The following is a 20,509-nucleotide window of genomic DNA, read 5'->3' as shown; positions in this document are numbered from 1 at the left end:
GCTGAGGGAACCCTTTGGACAGTCCGGGGTCAGATTTGCCGATAGTCGCTTAGGCGCGGCGGCATTTTCAGGGGCTGATCCTGCGAGATTGCTGTTCTCGCGCGAGGACTCTTGATCATCCCACTGCCCGCAAGTCCCTTTCATGCCCTGCCTCCACCAGTTCGTGGGCTAACATGAAAGCGGCGGTTTTTTTATCCCCACGTACTTTAATCAAAAGGAGCTTGTCATGGCTGAGAACACCTCTTCGAACCTGCTGGACGAATCGCAAGACATTCTGCACAAGACCGAAAGATTGATCATGGATGCGGCTGCGGCAACGGGCAAGGAAGCCGAAGCCCTGCAGGCGCGCATCATTGCTGGCTTGCGCGAAGCCAAACAGCGTCTGACCACGGCCGAGGAAATTGCGCTGGACAAGGCCAAGGCCGCTGCCGCTGCGACCGATGAATATGTTCACGAAAATCCCTGGAAGGCTATCGGGATTGGCGCCGCTGTCGGCGTGGTCGTGGGCATGCTGATTGCCCGTCGCTGAGATGAGTTTGCACCTGTTCGGACAGGTTCGCCGGTCGGCCGATAACCTCGCAGGTTTGCTGGGGACCCGGCTGGATCTGTTCGGACTGGAGCTGGAGGAAGAGCTGGATCGTCGTCTGTGGCAGATGTCGATTCTGCTCGTGATCGTGGTCTTTGCCGCCTTCGCGTTGCTTTTCGCCACCGCGGCGGGCTTGGTGCTGGCGGCGCGCAATGACTGCCTGCTCGTCGCCACCTTTGGCGTGGCGCTGCTGTACGGCATACTCGCAGCGGTGTGCGGTGTGTGGCTGCGCCGCCTCGTACTGACGGCTCCCCAGCCTTTTGCCACAACGCGTGCCGAGTTCGGGCGCGATCAGGATGCGATGCAAAGTCGTACGGAGGAGTCCCCATGAACCGCCGCCGGATGATGCGTTCGCTACGCAAGGAAATGCTGGTGTTGCAGGCCGAGCAGTACCGCTTGGCGCTACGCCAGGATCTGGGAAGTTTGAATCTGGCTTCCTCCGTATCCGGCAAGGCTCAGTCTGCCTGGCTGGAAACCCTGGCCGGTGTGCTGGGCGCCGTATTGCCTGCACGCTGGGGCCGCTGGTTGAATGCCGGGCTGAGCGCCTGGCGGATCGCCAAGCAGGTGATGGGCAAGGTCGACTCTGCCAAGGCTATTTGAAGCTGCGCGGGAGGGCGTACTGAAGAAGCACGCCTGACGGCCCTGTGCAGGCATGCTCCCTGTAAAGCCTTGCTGGGCGAGGATCTTCGAGCACGTCGTGCATGTATTCCTGAAATGAAAACGCCGCATTGCGCGGCGTTTTGTGCCGGTGGATCCACCACCAGCGCCGGAGAACAACTCCGGTTGGACCTACCTGTTGCTGTGAGATGCTAGCTTCACGGTTGCGATAAGGTCTTCCTCTTGTTACGCAAGGGATACTTGCAATTCCTTTGTATAAGTTAGACGCCGGGAATTCAAGAATTAATTTGCAGAGTGAGTATTGGCGCGGGTTTCGGTGATGTGGTGGTTCGCCCCCTGCTCAGGCGCTCAGTTGCTGACCGTGATGTTCAGGCTTTCGCTGTCAGCCAGCCCTTTTGCCCTGAGCGTTACTTTCAGGGTGAGCGTGCCGGAACTTGATGGTGCTTTGAAGCGCAGGATTGAACTGTTGCTGCCCCTCTCGACAGTCTGGTTACGGATTGCGTCGCCACCGGTCTGATCCCAAGTCCATTCCATATCGTCGCTGCTGATGTCACCGGTACTGCCGGCGCGCGCGATGACGCTTACGTCGGCATCCGTGTCGACCCGGCTGGGAGACTCGACCGAGTAGATCCACAGGCTGCTGAACAAATCGTTGAGCCCTCCGCCGCCGCCACACGCCGCGAGGAGGGCAAACGTGGTGCTCAGAACCACATTGCGCAACCGTGTGTGGCGGCGTGGCGTGTCTGGAAAGGTACTCATGCTCTGCCTCCTGTCGGCAAGATGAAATCAGTCTGTTTGCACGCAAAGTATAGCCGCCCGCCCGATGGGCGCGGGGCGGATCAGGCTGCGCTCAGCTTCGCGTCAGGCTGAGGTCAGCTTGCTCTGCCAGGCTTGTGGCTTAGACAGGTCAACGCGGGAGCTGACATGAACAAGATGAGCTGGCGGAGTTTGATGGTGTTGAGTGGCTTGGCCTTGTTGCAAGGCTGTGTGGCCTATCCGGTACTTGACGAGCCTTACTACGGTGGGCGGGGATGGGATGGCCCAAGCCATCGTCACTCGCCTTCGGCGCATACCGGCCATGCGCCATCCTCCGGACATTTTTCGTCGCCGCCACGCCCGCGCGAGGCGGAGCGCGGCCATCCTGAGCCCCGTCGTCAAGAACAGGAGCGTGGCCGTTGGGATGAGGGGCGTTCGCGCCGTTGATGGGTAAGGGCGGAGATTTGTCGTCTGTTCGACAAATCGGTATGACTCATCCTCTGATATATGCCTGAAGAGCCGCGCCCAGAGCGGTTCTTCAGGCATGGTCTGCTCCTTGCTGAATGTCGGTCAGGAGGGTTTTACGATGAATGTACTTGAATCAATTCCGTCACGCCTGATCGTCATCCAGCTCTGGAGTCTCATGCCATGCATACCTGTCTGAATGATGAGGCGCTATGCGCCATGCTGGATGAGGATGTGCCTTACGGCGATCTTACGACGCGTAGCATGGGTATCGGCGCTCAATCCGCACAGATGGTGATGTGTGCCCGGCATGCAATGCGGGTGTGTGGCAGCGAAGAGGCTGCACGCCTGGTCGAGCTGGCGGGCGGCAAGGTAATGAGCTTTGTGGCATCGGGTACGCAGGTGGCTGAGGGCACCGAGCTGCTGCGTGTGCAAGGCTCCGTTGAATCTCTGCATTTGGCCTGGAAAACGGCTCAGACCTTGATGGAGTACCTCTCCGGCATCGCGTCATGTGCGGCCGGTATGCTGCAAGCTGTACGCGATGCCGGCTTCGACTTGCCGCTGGCGTGTACCCGCAAGAACTTCCCCGGCAATCGCAAGCTTGCGGTCAAGGCGATCACGGCAGGCGGCGCGGTGTCGCATCGGCTGGGTTTGTCGGAAACCTTGCTGGTGTTTCCGGATCACCGTGTGTTTGTCGACAATGCCGAGCTCCCTGAGCTCTTCGCTCGGATACGCAAGCAGGCCCCGGAAAAGAAACTTGTGGCCGAGGTCGGTAGTCTGGAAGATGCGCTGTGGCTCGCGCGGTGTGGTGCACACGTGCTGCAGCTGGAGCGCTTCAGCCCGGCCGCCCTGAGTGAATGCAGAGCGGCGCTGAACGCGCACAATCTCAGCGCTTTGCTGGCGCCGGCAGGCGGCGTGACGCTCGAAAATGCGGTGGCCTATGCGCGTGCCGGTGCAGATTTTCTGGTCAGCTCCGCGCCTTATTTCGCGCCGCCGCGCGACGTGAAAGTAATTTTTTCCCGACTCTGAAAACCGTCTTCCTTCTTTCGTCTGGCACACAATTCGCTATATACGATAAAACATAGCGAATGTCGGGTTCAGACCCGGACAGGAGGAATTCATGACAGTTTTGAGCATCTCGACCCGGCAATGCGCCCGCACGTATCCGTCGCGTTCCTGTGGCAAGAAGGATCTGCCGGACTGGCGCAAGCTGCTGCCCCGCGAATGGACTGGCTGTGTCGTTGAGCCGAGAGCCTTTTCACGCTTCCGTGATTACGAGATTTTCTCGGAGCGCCTGTTGGGCCACGAGTACGAAGGCGAAGACACGCCTTGTTATTGCGAGCACTACTTCGTGCTCACCGATGTGCGTTCAGACGATGACGAGACCTACTACCTCGCACCGACCTATGGCGAACACCTGGTGGCCTGGCGTCTCACCGACGGGCGCTGGCTGATCCATCGCCGCATCACGCATGGTGAGGAATGCCAGTCGCACCAGACCTTCTTTTCTTTTGCGGATGAAATGCCGCGCTGATCCCTGGAGATACAAATGCTGAATCGTTCGGTTTGGAATTCTTTCGTGCGCAGCAGTCTCGTCGCGCTGCTGGCGTTGTGCGCATCTCTGGCCATGGCCGAAGACAGCGTGCTTGTGGCGGGGGGGGCGGGCTACAAACGCCCCATCGATGAGATCGCCAATGGCTTCGAGGCAGCCAGCAAGATCAAGGTCGAGCGCATCTATGGTCACATGGGGCATGTGTTGCAGCAGACTCGTGCGAGTGGCAAGGTGGCCGTCGTTTTTGGCGAGCAGGATGTGCTGGAGAAAGCCGAGCAGGTGGTCTTCTCGAAATACCTGCCGTTGGGGCGTGGGCGTCTGGTGCTTGCCTGGCCTAAGGGCAAAATGCTCAAAAATGCCGCAGAGCTTCGGCGCGAGGGCTTTGCGCGGATTGGCGTGGCTGATATCAAACAGGCCATCTTCGGCAAGGCCTCTGTCGAATATCTCCAGCACAGCGGTCTGTATCCCGCGGTGGAGAAGCGTCTGATCATGGTCAGCACCGTGCCGCAGGTTTCGGCTTACCTCATCAGTGGCGAGGTCGATGCGGGCTTCATCAACCTGACCGAGGCGCTGGGTATTCGCGACAAGATCGGTGGGTTTATTGAAATTCCGGTGGATGAGTACGCGCCAATTCGCATCACCGCCGGGCTGGTCGCCGGACAGGATTCTGCACCGGTACGCGCGCTGGTGGACTACATGCAGACCCCGGCTGCGGCCGAGATCATCAAGCGCTACGGTTTGTAAATCCTCATGTCTGGAAGCCTCACCATCCTGCTGCAGACCCTGACCGATACCAGCGTGCTCTATGCTCTCTGGTTGACGGCCAAGGTGGCGCTGCTGACGGTCGCCTTGCACGCAGTGGCTGGCTTGTTGTTGGGCTACGCGCTGAGCGTGCCGCGCTGGCCGGGGCGGGCTCTGCTGGATGCGGCGATCACCATGCCGCTGGTGTTTCCGCCGATTGCACTGGGCTTCGTGTTGCTGTTGTTGCTGGGGCGCGAAGGTCTGCTGGGCGGATGGCTTCTGGCTTGCTGTGATCTGAGTCTGGTGTTCAGTGTCTCAGGTGTGGTGTTTGCCGCCTTTGTTGCCGGACTGCCACTGGTCGTCAAACCGGTGCAGACGGCAATGGAAACTTTGTCGGCGCGTCTGGGCGAAGTGGCACGCACGCTGGGCAAGCGCGAATGGGAGATCGTGTTGTTTGTGCTGATCCCCAACGTCAAGCGGGCCTTGGCGACAGGACTGGTGCTGGGCTTCGGACGCTCGATGGGCGAGGTGGGTATCACTTTGATGCTGGGCGGCAATATCGCGGGGCGCACCAATACGGTTTCACTGGAAATCTACAACGCCGTGTTTGCGGGCGAATACTCGCGTGGGATCGTGCTGACGGCGCTGCTGGGTTTGGCCTCACTGGCTGTTTTCTGGTTCATGCGCCGGGCGGGGATGTCATGAACGCGTACAGAGCGACCCCTCTGATTTGCGCAGACCCCCCGATGGGCGGGCTGTGCGAAGTCGACTTACGACTTGACGCCAATGATCACGGACGAAGCCTTGATCACTGCGGTGGCTGGGCCGCCTTCCTTGATGCCCAGTTCGTTGGTGGCGTCGCGGGTGATGCTGGCGAAGACTTCTGCGCCGCCGGGCAGGGCGATGATGACTTCGGCGCTGACCGGGCCTTGCAGCAGTTTTTTGACTGTGCCGGCGAGGCAGTTGCGGGCCGAGAGTTTTACGCCGCTGCCGTCGGTCATCACCATCACGTTGCTGGCCTTGATCAGGGCTACGACCGGCTTGCCGACGGCCAGACCGAGCGAGGCAACACTGCCCTGGGTGATCGTGCCAACCAGTTTGTCGCCACCTGCGGTGATGATTTCCACTTCGGCACTGACCGGGCCGCTGGTGAGTGCGCTGATGTTTCCTTCAAAGATGTTGCGGGCGCTGATTTTCATGATGTTCTGCCTTTTCTGAGAGCGGGAATGCGCGACGTGCACACGCTGCAAATGTACGGTCTGGCGGCGTGACGCTTCAACCACAGCGCTCGCCTGAAATATTGATGAACTTTTCCCTTTGCGGAAAAACCGTTATTTATGTAACGATATAGCGAAACGTTTAGCAGTGGAACAAGCACCATGAAAACAAACAGGATGATCGGGCGCTTCGGCGTGGATGTGGATGCCGGCAGCTTTCTCGGGGATACGCGCATTCGCCTGCTGGAGGCGATTGAGCGCTGCGGCTCGATCTCGCAGGCGGCCAAGGAAGTGCCGCTTTCCTACAAGGCCGCCTGGGATGCAGTCGATGCGATGAACAATCTTGCCGAGCAGCCGCTGGTGGCGCGGGCTGTGGGCGGGCGGAATGGCGGCGGCACCTTGCTGACGGATTACGGCAGGCGTGTGGTGAGTCTGTATCGGGCCATGGAAGCGGAATACCAGCTCGCGCTGGATCGCGTCACCGCCAGCCTCGCTGGCACCGAGGTGGCTGATCCGCAGGCCTTGCGCCGCCTGATGCGCAGCGTGGGCGTGACGACCAGTGCGCGCAATCAGTTCATCGGGCCGGTCACGACGCTGCGTGCGGGCGAAGTGACTTTCGAAGTCGGTATCCGCTTCGATGGTCACAACGAAATCGTGGCGCAGGTTTCGCGCGAAGGCGCCGAGCAGATGCGCCTGAACATTGGCCGTGAGTTGCATGCCTGGGTGAATTCCTCCGCCGTCATCCTGCTCACCGACGAGAGCGTGCGTTTATCTGCGCGCAATCAGCTATGGGGCGAGGTCGTGCGCATCCACGAAGGCCCGGTCGCGGTGGATGTGGTGCTGGCGCTACCAACCGGGCGCACCGTCAGCGCGATCATCACGCGTGAATCCCTGACTGAACTGGATCTGCGCGAAGGTGCGCGCGCCTGTGCGTTGTTCAAGGCGTCCAGCGTGATGTTGTGTGCATTTGATTGAATTTGTCGAGTTATTCCCCTTCCAAAAAGAAAGGATGTTTGCCATGAAAAAGCTTTTCTCCCTGCTCATGCTGGTCGGTTTGGCCGCCCCCGTTTTGGCTGACGAAGTGAAGGTCGCCGTCGCGGCCAACTTCACCGCACCGATGCAGAAGATCGCCGTTGAATTCGAGAAAGACACCGGCCACAAGGCGCTGGTATCGACCGGCGCAACTGGCGCTTTCTACGCCCAGATCAAGAACGGCGCGCCGTTCGAAGTCTTTCTCTCGGCCGATGATGAAGCCCCGGCCAAGCTCGAAGCCGAAGGCGTTGGCGTGAAAGGCCGCCGCTTTACTTATGCGTATGGCCGACTGGTACTCTGGAGTGCCAAGCCGGGATTCGTGGATGCCAAGGGCGAGGTGTTGAAGAAGGGTGATTTCAACAAACTCGCGCTGGCCAATCCAAAGACCGCGCCTTACGGCTTGGCAGCCCTTGAGGTGATGAAAAAGCTGGGCGTGCAGGAAGCGCTGCAGCCGAAAATCGTGCAGGGCGAGAACATCTCCCAGACCTTCCAGTTCGTCAGCACCGGCAATGCAGAAGTGGGTTTCGTGGCGCTGTCGCAGGTGTGGCAGGACGGCGTGCTTAAGAGTGGCTCCGCCTGGATCGTGCCGGCTGATCAACACACACCGATCCGTCAGGACGCGATCCTGCTCGCCAAGGGCGAGGGCAAGCCTGCCGCCGAAGCGCTGCTGAAATATCTGAAGAGCGACAAGGCCAAAGCTGTGATCAAATCCTATGGTTACGAACTCTGATCGCGCCTGAATTGCATGCTGCTACCTGACTCCCAGGACTGGTCGGCTATCTGGCTGACCCTGCGCCTGGCCACCACCGTTACCGCCTTGCTGCTGATCATCGGCACTCCGATTGCCTGGTGGCTGGCGCGCACGCAATCGCGCCTGCGTGGCGCGATCAGTGCGCTGGTTTCTTTGCCGCTGGTCTTGCCGCCGACGGTGCTGGGTTTTTACCTGTTACTGCTGATGGGGCCGAATGGTCCGGTCGGCCAGCTCACCCAGGCGCTGGGCATTGGCCTCTTGCCCTTCACCTTCGCGGGCTTGGTGGTGGCATCCACGTTCTATTCGCTGCCCTTTGTGGTCCAGCCGATCCAGAACGCCATTGAGGCCATTGGCCCGCGCCCGCTCGAAGTCGCAGCCACCTTGCGGGCTTCGCCCCGGGATACATTCTGGTCGGTCGTCGTGCCGTTGGCCCGGCCGGGCTTCCTTACTGCCGCAGTGCTCGGCTTCGCGCATACCGTGGGCGAATTTGGTGTGGTGTTGATGATTGGTGGCAATATCCCCGGCGCTACCCGCGTGATCTCGGTGCAGATCTATGACCACGTCGAGGCACTGGAATATGCACAGGCGCACTGGCTGTCGGCCGGGATGGTGGCGTTCTCATTTGTCGTGCTGCTATTGCTCTACAGCTTGAATCCGGATGCACGGAGGAAGCCCGCATGAGCGCTATTTCTCTGCGTGTTCAACACGCTTTCCCTGGTTTCTCGCTGGATGTGGATCTGCAACTGCCGGGGCGTGGCGTCACGGTGTTGTTTGGTCATTCCGGCTCGGGCAAGACCACGCTATTGCGTTGTGTCGCCGGTCTGGAGCGTGCTGCGGATGCACGTATCGAGGTCAACGGTAATTGCTGGCAGGAGGCCGGGCGCTTCACGCCCACCTGGCAGCGGGAGATCGGCTATGTGTTCCAGGAAGCCAGTCTCTTTCCGCATCTCGATGTGCGCGGCAATCTGGCTTTCGGCATGAAACGCGCGACGGGGGTTGTGCGCGAGGATGAAATCCACGCCATGGCGGCACGCTTCGGCATCGAGCATCTGCTGGGGCGCAAGCCCGATGGTTTGTCGGGTGGCGAGCGCCAGCGCGTCGCAATTGCGCGGGCCTTATTGACGCGCCCCCGCCTGCTGCTGATGGATGAGCCGCTGTCCGCGCTGGACTCGGCCCGCAAGCAGGAAATCCTGCCCTACCTGGAACGCCTGCACGATGAACTCGAAATCCCCGTGCTGTACGTCACCCACCAGATGGAAGAGGCCGCACGGCTGGCGGATCACCTGGTGCTCATGGCGCAGGGGCGGGTGATGGCTAGTGGTCCGCTGGGCGAGACGCTGTCACGCCTCGATCTGCCGCTGGCGCAGGATCACGATGCCAGCGTGGTGATCGAGGCCGAAGTTGCCGAGCACGATGCGCACTGGCAACTCACCCGCTTGCGCTTTGGCGGCGGGGAGATCTTCGTTTCGCAACGTGCGTTGAACATTGGTGCGCCGGTGCGCGTGCGCATTCTCGCGCGCGACATCAGCATCGCGCTCGGTAGCGACAATGCCTCCAGTATCCAGAATCGCTTCGCCAGCCAGATCACCGGCATCGCCCCGGCCGAAGATCCAGCGCAATGCCTCATCGGCCTGCAGGCCGGCGGTGTGCCGTTGCTCGCGCGCATCACCCGGCGCGCGGCGGATCAGCTTGGGCTGGCGGTCGGGCAAAGTGTGTGGGCGCAGGTGAAGGCGGTGGCGCTGCTTGATTAGCGACAACTGATCCATAGGCCTGCAGGCGCGCGGCACATGAATCGATTAACCTCCTTCCTTTGTCAAACGTATCGCGAGGAAGCACATGCCGGTGATCGAAGTCCGCCATCCCCTGGTCAAACATAAAATTGGCCTGATGCGGGAAGGCGCTATCAGTACCAAAAAATTCCGAGAGCTGACTGCCGAGCTTGCCCGTCTGCTGACCTACGAGGCCTGCCGCGATTTCGAACTGGAGCACCGCCGCATCGAGGGTTGGTGTGGTGAGGTCGAGGTTGAGCAGATCAAGGGCAAGAAAGTCACGGTGGTGCCGATCCTGCGCGCCGGTTTGGGCATGCTGGATGGTGTGCTCGATCTGATCCCGAGCGCCCGCGTCAGTGTCGTCGGGATTGCCCGCAACCACGAAACCCTGATGCCCGAACCCTACTTCGAGCGCTTTGTCGGTCAACTCGACGAGCGCCTGGCGATCATCATCGATCCGATGCTGGCCACCGGCGGTTCGCTGATTGCCACCATCGACATGCTCAAGCGCAATGGCTGCAAGCAGATCAAGGCGCTGGTGCTGGTCGCGGCCCCCGAAGGGATCGCGGCGCTGGCTGCGGCTCATCCGGACGTAGAGATTTTTACAGCAGCCATCGACAGCCATCTCAACGAGCAGGGCTACATCATTCCCGGGCTCGGGGATGCGGGCGATAAAATTTTCGGGACCAAGGAAGCATGAACACTACAAAAGACCCTGTCTGGCGCACCGCGCTTTCCGGCGCGCAAATCCTCTTCGTCGCCTTTGGCGCCACCGTGCTGGTGCCGCTGCTCACCGGCCTCAACCCCAGTCTGGCGCTGCTTGGCGCCGGCGTGGGCACCCTGATTTTCCAGCTGTGCACCAAGCGTGAAGTGCCGATTTACCTCGGCTCCAGCTTCGCCTTCATCGCCCCGATCATCTACTCGGTGCAAACCTGGGGCATGCCGGCCACGCTCGGCGCGCTCGCCTCGGCCAGCTTCTTCTATTACGTGGCGGCCGGTCTCGTCAAATGGCGCGGCATCGGCTTCATCCATCGCTTGTTGCCCCCGGTCGTCATCGGCCCGGTGGTCATGGTGATTGGTCTGGGGCTGGCGCAGGTTGCGGTCAGCATGGCTACCGGCAAGGCAGGCGACACACAAGTCGTGCCTTATGACACGGCGATTGCCATCGCGGCCATTTCCCTGCTGGCCACCATGCTCACTGCCATCCGTGCCAAAGGCCTGTTGAAACTGGTGCCGATCCTGGTTGGCGTGGCCGTCGGTTACGTCGTCTCCCTGCTGTTTGGGATTGTAGATTTCAGCAAGCTGAGCGAGGCCGCATGGATCGCCCTGCCGGAACTGGGCAAGCCGGAATTCAACCTGGCCGCAATCCTGTTCATGATTCCGGTGGCGATTGCGCCTATCGTCGAACACGTGGGCGGCGTACTGGCTATCGGCTCGGTCAGCGGCAAGGATTACACCGCAAGCCCCGGTCTGCATCGCACCCTGTTCGGCGACGGTCTGGCGGTGAATATCGTCAGCCTGTTTGGCGGCCCGCCCGTCACGACGTATGGCGAAGTGACCGGCGCCGTCATGCTCACCCACAACTACAACCCGGTGGTCATGACCTGGGCGGCCGGTTTCGCCATTCTGATGGCCTTCGTCGGCAAATTCGGCGCCCTGTTGCAGACCATCCCCATGCCGGTGATGGGCGGCATCATGGTGCTGCTGTTCGGCTCCATCGCCGGCATCGGCCTGAAAACCCTGATGGATGCCAAGGTCAATCTGGCCAGCGCCCGCAACCTGTGCATCGTTTCGGTGACGCTGGTAACCGGCATCGGCGGACTGGGCGTGAATATCGGCAGCTTCTCGCTGCAAGGCATCAGCCTGTGTGGCGTGCTGGCCGTGCTGTTGAATTTGTTGCTGCCTGACGAGCCGAAGCACTAAGGCGGCCAGCAACTGCTTGTTGAATACGTTGTCGGCCATTCAGTTTTTGTAGGGTGGGCTCGGTGAGCCCACGCGGCGTAGATCTAATGCCATCGACACAACGCGTGGGCTCACCGAGCCCACCCTACCAGGCTCTGGCTCCAAGAGTGAATCATGCGACTTTTTGATTGGGCATCAAAAAACCTCTGGCTCGAAGACGTTTCTGTCTATGCATCGTCTTTGCTAAATGACAAGACGCAGAAACGTCTCAAGAAGGACAAGCCTGACTGTTGGTCTGATAACTTTGATTGGCTAGAACAAGAGCATAAGTGTGCCGAAGCCGAATTTTCAGATCTTTTTAGCGGCTACTACACTCACGTCCGATGTTTCCATGGTGGACGTCCGATAGATATTGGTTCGTACATAAGAAGTGGCATCCTTGGCCAAGTTTCAAACGTTATCGAGGACCTCTTCTTACAGATTTTCTCTGATATCCCAAAGTCGTCCCTAGAGCAAGCACTTAGTGAATTCGCCACTCGTAAAGTCCGGGAGCATGGAAAAATCTGGGTTGTACTGGAGTTGGATGAATTAATTCAGCACTGTGGTCATTACCTGATCCAGGGTAGCGAGTACATCATGGCGTTAGCGGCAAGCTTGTCCCGTATTCATCCGGGTGAGGACTACCGACTTAGGCTAAGGACTGTAGGAATACCAACTATCTTCGAGGTACATGTTCCCACCTCGTACTTCAGTCAGAACGAAATTGATGCTCTTGCGCGATTGGTCTTGTCGGAGTGGGGGCAAAAAATTTCAGGTAATCATCTAGGCATGAGTTGCAGTCCATGCTTGGTCTTGCATCGCAGCATTGAACCGGAGTTCATTGCTGGCCACACGCACCCGAGTCGTATTTGTGACCCGCACTTTGGCAACCGCCAGTACATTAACCCCAGTCTCTGTTGTGAGTTTTGCATCTAAGGCCACAACCCGGAATGCGTAGGTAGGAAAAGCAGTAGGTGCCTTCCGACGTTCGGGAATTTTTGATAAGTGACTGTGTGGATTAAACGGCCCAATCGTCGGAAGGCGGCTGCGGATTTTTCGAGCTACCGCCTTATGATCCGAATGGCCGTTTTCCAATTGACCGGTCGCCCGCAAAGGCTCGTCCTGAGCCACTCAAGGCCGTAAGGCGGATGGTTGGTGTAGCTTGGATGAGCCGCAGGCGTAATCCGACGCGTGTCATCCACGCCAAAATTTTGGATAAGGCTTCGCTTCTCCGACCCGTGAAAACCGCCGTTCGCGATGGATTGAGCGATTGCGGCGGCCTTCTCAAGCACCCCGCCGCAAACCCGCACCCCGCCTGCCTCCCCGGGCATGCCTGCTGAAGAAGTTCGCCGGGTGCGGCTCTTCAGGTGGCCTTCATTTTTTCTTACGCCCCGGCGTTTGCTTGCCCCAGTACTGGAATTCGTCGGCATAGACTTCCATGTCGATTTCCATGATGCGGGTCTGCAGGCGTTGCTGCACGTCGGCGACGCCCTGGTTGTAGGCGAGCGGGGCGAGTTCGTCGATGAAGAAGCCGAGCAGGGCTGCGGCGCCGAGATTGCCGATGGGCTCGTCCATGTTTTCCTTGAAATAGCGCTGGATGGAGGTGATCAGCTGGTCGCGGGATTCTTTGGAGATTTCGATGCTCATGGCGGTGTCGGGCTGGCGGCAAGGCGCGGATTTTCGCATGCGCGGCACTGGCGTTCCCTCTGCGTTTGATAGATGCCTGCAGAGCGGCTTCTGGCGGACTTCTGCATTGGGTATGTCTGGTAAGTCGCGCGTGGATTGGGTTTGCAGCCTGCCGTGCTGAAGAGACCCGCTGTGTGCCGGTCTTCAGGTATGTGCTTTATTTTGCGCTGGCGGCCTGACGCAGGAATTCGCGTAGCAGCGGGCTGCTGTCCAGCCGTCCGCGATCTTCTGGCTGGTGAAATTCCGGATGCCATTGCACGCCGTAGACGAAGCTGCTGCCTTGCCAGTGGATGGCTTCGATGATGTTGTCCACGCTGGAGCTGGCTTCGATCACGAGGCTGTTGCCGAGCGTGCGGATGGATTGGTGATGGATGCTGGAGACGCGTGCCTGCTCATCGTTGTGCGGATACAGGCGGGCGAGGAGGGAGCCGCTGGTGAAGTTAACCGGGTGGGTGTGCGCGTCATAGGTTTCGGCGTCGACGTGGGCGATGGCCTCGGGCACCTGAGTGGCGATGTCCTGATGCAGGCTGCCGCCAAAGGCGACGTTGAGCAGTTGGCAGCCGCGGCAGATGCCCAGCACGGGCTTGCCCTGGATGATGCATTCCCAGATCAGGTCGAGTTCGTACAGGTCGCGCACGCGGTCGCCGGCCCATTCCGGGCGCAGCGGGAGTTCGCCGTAGCTTTCCGGGCTGACGTCCATGCCGCCCTGCAGCACCAGGCCGTCGATGGCGCGCACATAGTCACCGACTTTGACCGCCGCACGGTGCAGACCGCCGCGTCCTTCGAGGGTGGGCAGCATGAAGGCCAGCGCGCCCTCGGAGAGGATCCAGTGGGCGATGGATTGCTCCAGATATTGCAGGGTCTTGCCGCGAAAGCCCAGCTCGGTTGGTGGTTTATGCATCAGCCTTGCAGACAGGCCGATGCGCAGCGGAAGAATTACTGGCTCTCGCGCCATAGCTGTGCCTGTTGCCACACCAGATCGGGCAGTGAGCCGGAGCGCGCATAGGTGTCGCGCATCCAGAGGGCGTCGTTGCCGCGCTCGGCGGCGCGGCGCAGGCTTTCCAGATGGGTCGCGGTGCCCAGTTCGGCGGCATGCGGGGCGAGCTTGCTCAGCGTGGCGAGGAAGTCGTCGCGCAGCAGGCCTTTTTGCTTGCTGACCGGATCGATCAGGCCGCCATCGAGGCCGAAACGTGCGGCCTGGAAGCGATTGATCGTATAGACCGCGTAGAGCGACTCATCAATGACAAAGGGGCGCTCGACCAGCAGATAGCGGCATACGGTTTGCGCATAGGCGGCCAGTTCGGTGGCGCGCTGAATGGTCAGCGGGGTGTCGCAGATGCGGATTTCGACGGTGCCGAATTCCGGCTTGGGACGGATGTCCCAGTAGAAATCCTTCATGCTTTCGACGACGCCGAATTCCTTCATGTTGGTGAAGTAGTCGGTGAATTCGCTCCAGCGTTTGACCATCGGCGCGCGCCCGGACAGCGGGAAGGCCGAGATGGCATTCAGGCGCGAGGACTCAAAGGCCGTGTCGACGCCTTGGTAGTAGGGCGAGGCGGCCGACAGCGCGATGAAGTGCGGCAGGTAACGCGACAACGCATGCAGCAGGAAGATCGCTTCATCGCCGTTCGGGCAACCGACGTGGATGTGCTGGCCGAAGACGGTGAATTGCTTGGCCAGATAGCCGTAGAGTTCGTTGAGCTGGTGGAAGCGCGGCTTGTCGAAAATCTTGCGCTCGGCCCAGTGCTGGAAAGGGTGGGCGCCGCCGCCGCTGATCAGCAGGTTGAGCTTGTCGGCCGCGGCGAGCAGGGTCTGGCGCACGTCGAGCAGCTCATCGCCCAGGCTGGTGCTGGTCTGATGGATGCCGGTGCTGACCTCGATCATGCTCTCGGTCATCTCCGGCTTGAAATCGCCGCGATGCGCTTTGCGTTCGATCAGTGCGAGCAGCTCGGTGGCGCCACCGGTGAGGTCGCCATCCAGGCGGCTGACGATCTGCAGTTCCAGTTCGACGCCCAGCGAGAGCGGTGCGGAGTGGGAGAAGTCGAGTTCGCTCATGGCTTGTCTCCGGTTTCGTTGGCGCGACGCAGCGCAAATTGCAGCGCCGGCGGGGCGAGAAATTCCATGATCAGCAAGGCGGTCAGCACGATGGCCGCCAGCTGGGCACCCAGTTCTGGCCAGATTGCAGCGGTGCTTTCTACCCACAGCAACGCGGCGCCTGACATCGGCAGCAAGCCTATCGACAGCAGCGAAGCCTTGCGCAGCGACAGTCCGCTGGGCCGGGCGAACAGGAAGACGCCGACGCCTTTGGCCAGCGCGCGTGCGGCAAGCAGGCCGACAGCGGCAGGCAGCGCCGCCATGAATTGCGCCGGCTGGAGCAGGGCGCCGGTGGCGACGAAAACCACGATCAGGGCGAGGCGGCTGATCAGGCCGAAATCCATCGGTTGCAGACGGTGCTGGCGATCCAGACTGCGGCTGAGGATGCCGGCAAACAGCAGACTGATCACGACCGACAGATCCAGCGTCTTGGCCAGCGCCACGGCAATGATGATCAGCGCAATCGCGGCCAGAGTCTGGCTGTTGTCGCCGGGCTTGATGCGCGCGAGGATGCGCAGCACTGCCCACGCCGCCATGCCACCGAGCAGCATCGAGCCAAGTAGCAGGTAAAGCGGGTGCAGCACGGCGGCGAGTGGCTCGGTCGTTTCGCCATGTTGCCAGGCGTAGGCCACGCCCAGTACCACGAAGCTGTAGCAACTGCCCAGTGCGCTGAGCAGGGCCAGACGGTCGGTGACCTGGCCGCGCGCGGCGCTGTCCTTGCTCACGCCCAGCACCACGGCCGGGCCGGTGGAGGCCGTGAGTGCCGCGATCAGCAGGGCGAGAATGGGCGGCTGATCAAACAGCAGCATCAGCGCGCCGACTGCGACGAAGGCCAGCAGCGATTCGGCCAGACTGGTCGCCAGCAGCCAGGGATTGCGGCGCAGCCAGCCGAGATCGATGCGCTGGCCCAGTTCAAACAGGAGCAAGGCAAAAGCCAGCTCGAACACCAGATGGGCCGAGGGCAGCAGGCCGGCCAGCAAAGGCAGCTCGCGGCCGAAGCTGAGCACTACGCCGGTGGCGACATAGGCACTGATACGCGGCAGGCGCAGGCGACTGGCGATTTCGCCGAGAACGACAGCCAAGAACAGGACGAGGCCGAAGCAGGCGAGGGGATCCAGCGCCAGTGGCCAGTCCGGCCAGAATTGCAGATCAAGCAGAGAATCCATTGCGGGACTCCTTTCTTGTTGGAATGTGAGTGCTGCAAAGCCGCATGGGGCCTTGCCTGGCGAGGCGTATTGCCGGAGAGTGCCGCCGGCAGGCCTTCTTGGTGCTATGTCTGTGAAGACGCCCGTCAGATATGGTCGTAGGGAGTACGACTGCAGCCCGTCCTCAGAGTTCCTTGAGCTGTGCGCGCAACGATCCACTACAATCTGCACAGCTTAACCGTCTTTCGAGAGAACCCATGCAGCAAATCACTTCCGCTCTTACCCTCGTTCGCCCTGACGACTGGCATCTGCATTTGCGCGATGGCGCCTCGCTGCCGGCCACTGTTGCCGATGTGGCCGTGCGTTTTGGCCGCGCCATCATCATGCCCAATCTGCGTCCACCGGTGACGACAGTCGAGCAAGCTGCCGCCTACCGCGCGCGCATTCTCGCGGCAGTGCCCGAAGGTCTCAAGTTCGAGCCGTTGATGACGTTGTACCTGACAGACAACACCTCGGCGGACGAGATCACCCGCGCCAAAGAATCCGGTTTCATCCATGCGGTGAAGCTGTATCCGGCTGGTGCGACGACCAACTCGGATGCCGGCGTGACGTCGATCGAGAAGGTGACAGCCGTGCTGGAACGCATGGAAGAGCTCGGTCTGGCCCTGTGTGTTCATGGCGAGGTGACCCATGCTGACGTTGATGTATTTGACCGCGAGCGCGTGTTTATTGACCGCGTGCTGGCTCCTCTGGCGCAAAGATTCCCGCGTCTGCGTACGGTCTTCGAGCACATCACGACGCGCGAAGCGGCGCAATACGTGAGCGAAGCCGGGCCGCAGGTGGCCGCCACGATCACGGCGCACCACTTGTTGATGAACCGCAACGCGATTTTTGCTGGTGGCATCCGCCCGCATCACTATTGCCTGCCGGTGCTGAAACGCGAGACGCATCGCGAGGCACTGGTGGCGGCGGCGATTTCGGACAATCCGCGCTTCTTCCTCGGTACCGACTCGGCGCCACACGCGCAGAGCACCAAGGAAAATGCCTGTGGCTGTGCCGGTTGCTACACCGCACATGCAGGGATCGAGTTGTACGCCGAGGCTTTCGAGCAGGCGGGGGCCTTGCGCAAGCTGGAGGCTTTTGCGAGCCTGAATGGCCCGGACTGGTACGGCCTGCCGCGCAACGCTGACACGATCACGCTGGTGAAAGAGGCGTGGACGGTACCGGCGACGATTGATTATTTACCGGGCGATCCGCTGGTGCCGCTGCGCGCGGGCGAGACGGTGGCCTGGCGCATCAAGGGGTGAACATGAAGAGGCTGTTTTGTTTGCTAGTTTTGCCTGCCGCCGCGCTGCTGACCGGCTGCGAGAACAACGCGGCCTCCTATGTAATCGACAATACCAAGGATCATTCGATCAGCCTGGTGCGCGAGCAGAGTTTTGCCTGGGTCGGGCCTGTGGAGCAGCGTTTTGTCGTTTCGCGTTTTCCGGAGTGCCAGCGCCGTTATTCGATTGACTCTGCCACTACCACGATGGTGAAGATCGATCTCTACGAAGTGCGCCCGATGCTGTACGCCGCGCAGCAGGGCAGCGCCTGGTATGCACTGGGAACCGAAGAGTGTGTGCTGCAGAAGTTCAAGGAACCGCCACCAGTGATCCCGCCCGGGCGCTTGATTGGCAGCTTTGAGAAACAGGCCGACGGCAAGCTGGTGTTTACACCCATCAAGCCGTGAAGGCCTTCCGGCTTTGCCTACGTAACATAACGGATTGATCCAGACGGCATCTGCTGCGAGACTGGGCGCCATTGCATCATCACGTTTATCTCCCCTTGTCGTCAGATTTCCTTTCTCTGCCGCAGTTGTTTGGCTACGCCACTTTCGTGCTGGGTATGGTCACTTTCTCGCGAAAAAATGACGGCCATTTCAGGCTTTGGCTGACCGCGCAGAATCTGCTTTACGCCGTACACTTTTTTCTGATGGGAAATCCGGCTGCCATGGCCGGGATGTTTCTGTCGGTTATGCGCAATCTGCTGTCTATGCGCACCCGTGCATTGTGGGTCGCCCTGCTGTTGCTCGCCGCTAACGTGGTATTGGGCTTCTTTGTGGTCAAGTCAGTCTGGAATGTTGTTCCGCTGCTGGCTGCCGCGGTGGCGACCCTGTCGATGTTTCGCCTGCAAGGTCTCAATCTGCGTCTGGGTATGCTGACAGCAACCTTGTTGTGGCTGTTGAACAACATCCTGATCGGTTCGATTGGCGGGATCGCGATGGAGGTGGTGATCGCCATCGTCAGTTGCGTGACGATCTTTCGTTTGCGTCGGGATGGGCGGTTGCAGGAACAGGCGTAAATATCAGGCGGTGATGAAGGGGGTAGTGTCAATCTTCCACTTGGCAGGATCTTCGTGGTTGAGGATGCGGTCCGCGCCGCCAGAACCCATCGGGCGCGACAGGTCCAGTTCGTAAGGTTCGACGCGATTGCCTGTCTTGGCATTGAAAACGACGGTCAGTTTCGGTTGCAGCAGGCTGGCGTCATTCTGTTCGATAACGATGCCCAGACGCCCGGACTCCAGTTTGACCAGGGTGCCGACCGGGTAAATCCCCACGCAGCGGATGAAGGCCTGCACCAGTTTCGGGTCAAAGTGGAAGCTGCTCCATTCGTGCAGTTTGCGCAGCGCGTCGGTGGCGGGCATGCCCCGGTGATAGCTGCGATCCGAGGTAATGGCGTCGTACACATCAACAATCGATGACATGCGCACCAGATTCTGGATCTTCTCGGGAGGCAGCTTGTCCGGGTATCCGTTACCGTCCATGCGTTCGTGATGGTGCAGGGTGATGTCCAGCGGAATCGGACCGATTTCGGGCGAACGCAGCAGAATTTCGTAACCATCGCGCGGGTGACGCTTGATCAGGTCAAATTCCTCGTCGGTGAGCTTGCCCGGTTTGTTCAGTACTGAATCGGGCACCAGTGCCTTGCCGGTGTCGTGCAGCAGGCCGCCCATGCCGGCTTGGCGCGTGGTGTCCGCATCGATGTTGAGGGTGCGGCAGAAGGCGACGAGCAGCGCACAAACGCTGACGCAGTGCAGGAAGGTGTAGTCGTCCTTGTTCTTGATGGTCAGCAGGCCGAGGATGGCGCCGCTGTTGCGCAGGATGGATTCGGTGATGTTCTCCACCACATGGTCGATCTGCTCGGCCTCGACTGCACGGCCCAGCCGTGCATCGGCCATCACATTGCGCACCAACGCCTGGGCGCGGCCCTTGATGGCGTGGGCGCGCTGGATTTCTTCGTCGCGCGTAGCGTGGATGATCACCGGCTGCTCGGCGGTGACCAGATCAATCATTTCCTGCTGCAAGGCCTCGCGAACTTCTTCTTCGGTCGGTGCATCCGGCACATCCAGGCCCTTGTCGGTGTCGATGTAAACATTGTGGATGCCGGTGTCGACGATCTTTTCGATCTGTGCATCGTTGCTGATCTTGAACTGGTTCTTCAGGAAGGGGTGGGTCAGCCAGTCGCAATCCAGCTCATGGATGTACATGCCTACACGCAAATCGGAAGAATTAATTTTCTTGATCATGCTGGGCTTTCGCTGCGGATTTTGCGTCGATCACACCATAACGGCATTGGGGGTAAAAAATGAAGGCACAAGGTTTATCCGGCTCCGCAGCGTCACACCCGTATAATCGCGCCGGGAAGTTCGCCAGGCAGTCGCTGTGTGCGCGTGCGTACATGGAGGAAAGTCCGGGCCCCGAAGGGCAGGATGCCGGCTAACGGCCGGGCGCCGTGAGGCGACGGAAAGTGCAACAGAAAATACACCGCCGATGGCTCCGCAAGGAGATCAGGTAAGGTTGAAATGGCGCGTGACCTATAGGTCGCGGATGCGGCGCAAGCTGCATCGGGTAAGAGCCCACCGCAGGACTGGCGACAGGACTGGCTTGGTAAACCCCATCCGGGGCAAGGCCAAATAGGGGGGCGTTGATGTGGCCCGCAGAGCCCCCGGGTAGGCTGCTAGAGGGTTGCGGTAACGTAGCTCCCAGAGGAATGACTGCCCCGTCGGCGCAAGCCGGCGCGACAGAACCCGGCTTATCGGCGAACTTCCCACTTCGTTTATGCCCTCCTGTACAGCCGCGTCTGACGGCTGTCTTCAGGTATTGCCCTCGCAAAGC

25 protein-coding genes and 1 other RNA gene are annotated in these 20,509 nt (G+C 60.4%); 19 read left to right on the top strand and 7 right to left on the bottom strand.

The genetic code is table 11. From position 1 onward, the window contains the following. Nucleotides 1–226: 226 nt before the first annotated feature. From ABXR19_RS09620 to ABXR19_RS09610, 3 genes are read left to right on the top strand one after another with little or no spacing between them, the layout of a single operon-like run. The gene (locus tag ABXR19_RS09620; RefSeq protein ID WP_354600908.1) at nt 227–529 is read left to right on the top strand and encodes an ElaB/YgaM/YqjD family protein; all 303 of its coding nucleotides are present in this window, start codon (nt 227–229) and stop codon (nt 527–529) included. A 1-nt stretch (nt 530) separates the two neighbouring features. Further along, nucleotides 531–917, top strand: coding sequence for a phage holin family protein (locus ABXR19_RS09615; protein ID WP_354600907.1), 387 nt, complete (start codon nt 531–533; stop codon nt 915–917). Further along, nucleotides 914–1,186: a hypothetical protein gene (locus ABXR19_RS09610; protein WP_354600906.1), complete on the top strand. Its 273-nt coding sequence runs from the start codon at nt 914–916 to the stop codon at nt 1,184–1,186. Before ABXR19_RS09615 ends, ABXR19_RS09610 begins: the two co-directional genes overlap by 4 nt. 366 nt (nt 1,187–1,552) lie before the next feature. Here the strand turns inward: ABXR19_RS09610 and ABXR19_RS09605 are convergent, their stop codons facing one another. Continuing rightward, nucleotides 1,553–1,963, bottom strand: a complete 411-nt coding sequence (locus ABXR19_RS09605) for a hypothetical protein (protein WP_354600905.1) — start codon at nt 1,961–1,963, stop codon at nt 1,553–1,555. Between the two features lie 165 nt (nt 1,964–2,128). Between ABXR19_RS09605 and ABXR19_RS09600 the strand changes: the two genes are divergently transcribed. From ABXR19_RS09600 to ABXR19_RS09580, 5 genes are all read left to right on the top strand, one after another. Continuing rightward, entirely contained in the window at nt 2,129–2,407 is a 279-nt protein-coding gene (locus tag ABXR19_RS09600; protein WP_354600904.1) for a hypothetical protein, read from the top strand. Between the two features lie 201 nt (nt 2,408–2,608). Continuing rightward, nucleotides 2,609–3,454: a ModD protein gene (gene modD / locus ABXR19_RS09595; protein ID WP_354600903.1), complete on the top strand. Its 846-nt coding sequence runs from the start codon at nt 2,609–2,611 to the stop codon at nt 3,452–3,454. A gap of 91 nt (nt 3,455–3,545) precedes the next feature. Next, complete coding sequence (locus tag ABXR19_RS09590) at nt 3,546–3,959, top strand: hypothetical protein (protein WP_354600902.1); 414 nt, start codon at nt 3,546–3,548, stop codon at nt 3,957–3,959. A gap of 15 nt (nt 3,960–3,974) precedes the next feature. After that, nucleotides 3,975–4,721: a molybdate ABC transporter substrate-binding protein gene (gene modA / locus ABXR19_RS09585; RefSeq protein WP_354600901.1), complete on the top strand. Its 747-nt coding sequence runs from the start codon at nt 3,975–3,977 to the stop codon at nt 4,719–4,721. 6 nt (nt 4,722–4,727) lie between these two features. Beyond that, nucleotides 4,728–5,423, top strand: a complete 696-nt coding sequence (locus ABXR19_RS09580; RefSeq protein WP_354600900.1) for a molybdate ABC transporter permease subunit — start codon at nt 4,728–4,730, stop codon at nt 5,421–5,423. 65 nt (nt 5,424–5,488) lie between these two features. Here the strand turns inward: ABXR19_RS09580 and ABXR19_RS09575 are convergent, their stop codons facing one another. Continuing rightward, nucleotides 5,489–5,917, bottom strand: coding sequence for a TOBE domain-containing protein (locus ABXR19_RS09575; RefSeq protein WP_354600899.1), 429 nt, complete (start codon nt 5,915–5,917; stop codon nt 5,489–5,491). Between the two features lie 180 nt (nt 5,918–6,097). Here ABXR19_RS09575 and ABXR19_RS09570 point away from each other — a divergent pair, with 180 nt between their 5' ends. The 7 genes from ABXR19_RS09570 (at nt 6,098) to ABXR19_RS09540 (ending at nt 12,364) form a co-directional block, all read left to right on the top strand. Continuing rightward, nucleotides 6,098–6,910, top strand: a complete 813-nt coding sequence (locus tag ABXR19_RS09570; RefSeq protein ID WP_354600898.1) for a TOBE domain-containing protein — start codon at nt 6,098–6,100, stop codon at nt 6,908–6,910. 43 nt (nt 6,911–6,953) lie between these two features. Then, nucleotides 6,954–7,697, top strand: a complete 744-nt coding sequence (gene modA, locus ABXR19_RS09565; RefSeq protein ID WP_354600897.1) for a molybdate ABC transporter substrate-binding protein — start codon at nt 6,954–6,956, stop codon at nt 7,695–7,697. A 15-nt stretch (nt 7,698–7,712) separates the two neighbouring features. Next, complete coding sequence (modB, locus tag ABXR19_RS09560; RefSeq protein ID WP_354600896.1) at nt 7,713–8,399, top strand: molybdate ABC transporter permease subunit; 687 nt, start codon at nt 7,713–7,715, stop codon at nt 8,397–8,399. After that, entirely contained in the window at nt 8,396–9,469 is a 1,074-nt protein-coding gene (gene modC / locus ABXR19_RS09555) for a molybdenum ABC transporter ATP-binding protein (protein ID WP_354600895.1), read from the top strand. Before modB ends, modC begins: the two co-directional genes overlap by 4 nt. An 85-nt stretch (nt 9,470–9,554) precedes the next feature. Continuing rightward, on the top strand, nt 9,555–10,187 hold the full coding sequence (upp, locus tag ABXR19_RS09550) for a uracil phosphoribosyltransferase (RefSeq protein ID WP_354600894.1): 633 nt from the start codon (nt 9,555–9,557) through the stop codon (nt 10,185–10,187). Next, nucleotides 10,184–11,410 carry a uracil-xanthine permease family protein gene (locus tag ABXR19_RS09545; protein WP_354600893.1) on the top strand — a complete coding sequence of 409 codons (1,227 nt, stop codon included), beginning with the start codon at nt 10,184–10,186 and terminating at the stop codon, nt 11,408–11,410. Before upp ends, ABXR19_RS09545 begins: the two co-directional genes overlap by 4 nt. A 153-nt stretch (nt 11,411–11,563) precedes the next feature. Continuing rightward, nucleotides 11,564–12,364, top strand: a complete 801-nt coding sequence (locus ABXR19_RS09540) for a hypothetical protein (protein ID WP_354600892.1) — start codon at nt 11,564–11,566, stop codon at nt 12,362–12,364. Between the two features lie 438 nt (nt 12,365–12,802). Here ABXR19_RS09540 and ABXR19_RS09535 read toward each other — a convergent pair whose 3' ends face one another. The 4 genes from ABXR19_RS09535 to ABXR19_RS09520 form a co-directional block, all read right to left on the bottom strand. Further along, on the bottom strand, nt 12,803–13,075 hold the full coding sequence (locus ABXR19_RS09535; RefSeq protein ID WP_354600891.1) for a DUF2164 domain-containing protein: 273 nt from the start codon (nt 13,073–13,075) through the stop codon (nt 12,803–12,805). A 196-nt stretch (nt 13,076–13,271) separates the two neighbouring features. After that, nucleotides 13,272–14,015 (bottom strand): gamma-glutamyl-gamma-aminobutyrate hydrolase family protein, encoded by a 744-nt coding sequence (locus tag ABXR19_RS09530; RefSeq protein WP_354600890.1) that lies wholly within the window; start codon nt 14,013–14,015, stop codon nt 13,272–13,274. Between the two features lie 35 nt (nt 14,016–14,050). Next, nucleotides 14,051–15,169, bottom strand: a complete 1,119-nt coding sequence (locus ABXR19_RS09525) for a YbdK family carboxylate-amine ligase (protein ID WP_354600889.1) — start codon at nt 15,167–15,169, stop codon at nt 14,051–14,053. Then, nucleotides 15,166–16,374 carry a cation:proton antiporter gene (locus tag ABXR19_RS09520; protein WP_354600888.1) on the bottom strand — a complete coding sequence of 403 codons (1,209 nt, stop codon included), beginning with the start codon at nt 16,372–16,374 and terminating at the stop codon, nt 15,166–15,168. Before ABXR19_RS09520 ends, ABXR19_RS09525 begins: the two co-directional genes overlap by 4 nt. A 236-nt stretch (nt 16,375–16,610) precedes the next feature. On the opposite strand from ABXR19_RS09520, the gene pyrC reads away from it, so the two are divergent. The 3 genes from pyrC (at nt 16,611) to ABXR19_RS09505 (ending at nt 18,696) form a co-directional block, all read left to right on the top strand. Next, on the top strand, nt 16,611–17,660 hold the full coding sequence (gene pyrC, locus ABXR19_RS09515; RefSeq protein ID WP_354600887.1) for a dihydroorotase: 1,050 nt from the start codon (nt 16,611–16,613) through the stop codon (nt 17,658–17,660). Nucleotides 17,661–17,662: 2 nt separating this feature from the next. Then, nucleotides 17,663–18,085, top strand: coding sequence for a hypothetical protein (locus ABXR19_RS09510; protein ID WP_354600886.1), 423 nt, complete (start codon nt 17,663–17,665; stop codon nt 18,083–18,085). A gap of 95 nt (nt 18,086–18,180) precedes the next feature. Beyond that, nucleotides 18,181–18,696 carry a YgjV family protein gene (locus ABXR19_RS09505; RefSeq protein ID WP_354600885.1) on the top strand — a complete coding sequence of 172 codons (516 nt, stop codon included), beginning with the start codon at nt 18,181–18,183 and terminating at the stop codon, nt 18,694–18,696. Between the two features lie 3 nt (nt 18,697–18,699). On the opposite strand, the gene ABXR19_RS09500 is transcribed toward ABXR19_RS09505, so the two are convergent. Beyond that, complete coding sequence (locus tag ABXR19_RS09500) at nt 18,700–19,920, bottom strand: HD-GYP domain-containing protein (protein WP_354600884.1); 1,221 nt, start codon at nt 19,918–19,920, stop codon at nt 18,700–18,702. A 115-nt stretch (nt 19,921–20,035) separates the two neighbouring features. Between ABXR19_RS09500 and rnpB the strand changes: the two genes are divergently transcribed. Continuing rightward, nucleotides 20,036–20,445, top strand: an RNA gene (rnpB, locus tag ABXR19_RS09495) — RNase P RNA component class A. Nucleotides 20,446–20,509 lie beyond the last annotated feature (64 nt).

This window comes from Uliginosibacterium flavum (assembly GCF_040566545.1).
GTDB classification, from domain to species: domain Bacteria; phylum Pseudomonadota; class Gammaproteobacteria; order Burkholderiales; family Rhodocyclaceae; genus Uliginosibacterium; species Uliginosibacterium flavum.
This window is presented reverse-complemented; position numbering and strand designations above follow the sequence as displayed.